Genomic DNA, 1897 nt, shown 5'->3' with positions numbered 1-1897 from the left:
AGGTGAGAGGTGCCGGGTGGGGTCCCCCTAGACACCGTTATAGGTCCCTGTGGTGGGTGGTGGGGTCGGTTCGATTTTCGGCGACCCTTGCGCCGTCCTGCGATTAGGGAGCGGAGGGGCGAGTGATTGTGGTGGGAGAATCGCAAGACGGCGGTAAGTTGTGGCGGTTCAGACAGGGGTATCCTTACGCCGTCCTGCGATTGTACGGATAGGGCCGGGATTCGACAGGGGGAAGAATCGCAAGACGGCGGTAAGTTGTGATGGGTGATACTCCGGGGCGATCGGCGACCCCTGCGCTGTCATGCGGTTTCGGGTTCTGTCTGGCTATGGTTAGAACTGCTAATAACAATATGTGGGCGTGTTGGTAGTATCGGGATAGGTAGATGTTCTGCCGGGGTGAAAGGTCAGTATTCTTTAAGGGGCTAGTCGTTCTCGTCGCAGTCAAAGCTACGCAACGTGAGTGAATGCCCGGAGAAGGCCCGGGCGACGGACGATTCCACCGGACGCGATTTGTGGCAGAATCGCCCGGTGGAAACCTCTTGGCCGGAGGGTTCGTCCTCGCTCTGTCCTCTCTCAGCCGAGTCAGTAAGTGTTTCGACGGTTCACGGAAACGCTCGGTCTGGACGACTAAGCGCCGATCCACCGCAAGGATCGGGCGATCTTGATTTGCCCGAGAGCCGGCGTACCCGGCTCGAGGGCCGCCCGATCCGCACGCCCCCGACCGGCGGGAGGGGGCTATCTTGTGCGGTGGCGGTGCGGCGGCGGTGCGGTCTTTACTCGACGCTAGTTAGAACAACTCAAGAGCCGCTATGCTTCGCCAATTCAGGCGTTCCACCGTGCGGTGCGGTAGAAGACGTGCCGGTGGCTATGGTGCGGTGCGGTGCCACCGGCTCGTCTTCGTCGCGGTCGTCGGATAGTGCCGCCCCAGCTGGGCCGGACGTGCTGTCGGGCCACTCGTGGAGCAGCTCGCGATCGCGTCGGTCGGGGTGGTCGGAGTGAGCGCGGATCCCGTCGACGGCGAGGTCGAGTTGGATGAGCAGTCACGGCTCGGTCGGGACTGGGATTGCGGGCCGGATCGGGAGCGGCCGGACTGCCGGAAGGACTTGGCGCACCTGAAGTACCAGACAGAATCGGGGGAACAGGCGTCGTACCGTTGCGGTTCGTGGGACTGCGAGTGTTGCGGCCACCGGCTGAGGATGGGACTGATCGAGGAGATAGAACGGATCACGGAGGAGCGCCCGGAGATGCGTCGGTTCCTGACGCTCACAGTGGACCGCAGAGCGCCCGCGTCGAAGGAGGAGAAGCACGAGTACATCACCGATCGGTGGAACGCGCTGAGGACGGAACTGAGGGACCGCTATCCAAACCTGTCGTATCTGTGGGTGCGGCACGAGGGAGACGAGCGGGACCGGCCGCACCTGCACCTGCTCGTGGATCGGTTCCTGCCGCAGCGGGAACTGTCGCAGTTGGCCGAGCGCGTCGGCCTCGGCCGGGTGGTGGACATCCGGCGGGTGGACGCACGGAACGCGGCGCACTACATCAGTGCGTACCTCGGTCGTGGCTCGCTGTCGTTCCTGCCGTCGGGGTCGCGGCGGTACGGATCTAGCGCCGACGTCGATCTCGATCCACGCGATCCGGGCGGCGACGATCGTGACGGCAGTGCGCTCGAGGAGGACTGGTCACTGATGGCGTGGGATCCGATCGTCGAGGACTGGGTGTCGGCTGCGTCGGGAGACTTCCGGCGCGACGAGGATAGAGGACCGCCACCAGACTAGATCGGTCGGTCCCACCGCGAGGTGAGAGGTGCCGGGTGGGGTCCCCCTAGACACCGTTATAGGTCCCTGTGGTGGGTGGTGGGGTCGGTTCGATTTTCGGCGACCCTTGCGCCGTCCTGCGA

The 1897-nt window shown here is 64.3% G+C and carries 1 protein-coding gene; it reads left to right on the top strand.

Annotated features, from left to right (window positions below; all coding sequences use genetic code 11):
- The first annotated feature begins 956 nt into the window (after positions 1–956).
- The gene (locus C487_RS09215) at positions 957–1775 is read left to right on the top strand and encodes a rolling circle replication-associated protein (protein ID WP_004045523.1); all 819 of its coding nucleotides are present in this window, start codon (positions 957–959) and stop codon (positions 1773–1775) included.
- Positions 1776–1897 lie beyond the last annotated feature (122 nt).

Origin of the sequence: Natrinema pallidum DSM 3751, from assembly GCF_000337615.1 — an archaeon.
Classification (GTDB): Archaea; Halobacteriota; Halobacteria; order Halobacteriales; family Natrialbaceae; genus Natrinema; species Natrinema pallidum.
This window is presented reverse-complemented; position numbering and strand designations above follow the sequence as displayed.